We start from the raw sequence: 770 nt of genomic DNA on the forward strand, positions 1-770 counted from the left end.
GAGGGTGAAAGCTACCGGCTGACATATGACAGGGCCGGGCAGCTTATTGCCGAAACCGATTTTACCGGGCGCACGTTAACCTACCGCTATGATGCCGCTGGCCGCTGTATCCGCACCACCTTCCCGGACGGCACGCACCTGCACCGCCGCTATAACGTCACCGACCAGGTGACAGATGAAGACATCACGCAGGGTGACAGCGACCGTATTCTCAGCACCACCACCTTCCGCTATGACACGCTGTGCCGCCTGGTGGAGGCAAAGAACAATGATGCCACCGTCACGTATGAATACGATGACGCCGGCCGGATAACCGCCGAAACCATTAATGGCAGGCGCACGGAATACCGCCACGACCCGGAGCAGGACTCGGTTTCACAACGTACCACCGCAGGTATTACGGAACGTTTCACGCGTGGCTTAATGGGCGAACTCACTTCGTGGCAGATAGCGGACCACGCGACGCTGACCTTTGAGTACGACCTGCACGGCCAGGAGACCACCAGAAAAAGCGAAGCCGGGTTTTACCAGACGCAGGGCTACACGCAGACCGGGATGCTGACAACACAGCGGGCCGGCAGCCAGGCAGAGCCACAGGCCTGGAACAAAGACCTGCAACGTCAGTGGCTGTACGACAAAGCTTATAACCTGTCGATGATATCGGACTCGCTGCGCGGGACGATGGTCAACAGCATGACGGCGAACGACCAGATAAGCCATGCCACCTGGACGGGCAGCGGCAGTACCCTGATGCGCGAGGAGCGCTTCAC

The 770-nt window shown here is 59.4% G+C and carries 1 pseudogene; it reads left to right on the plus strand.

Annotation, left to right across the window (positions count from 1 at the left end):
* A pseudogene (locus QNN88_RS22790) lies at positions 1–770 on the plus strand (hypothetical protein); the annotation flags it as partial.

Source organism: Citrobacter sp. ANG330 (assembly GCF_047467925.1).
GTDB lineage: Bacteria > Pseudomonadota > Gammaproteobacteria > Enterobacterales > Enterobacteriaceae > Citrobacter_A > Citrobacter_A amalonaticus_G.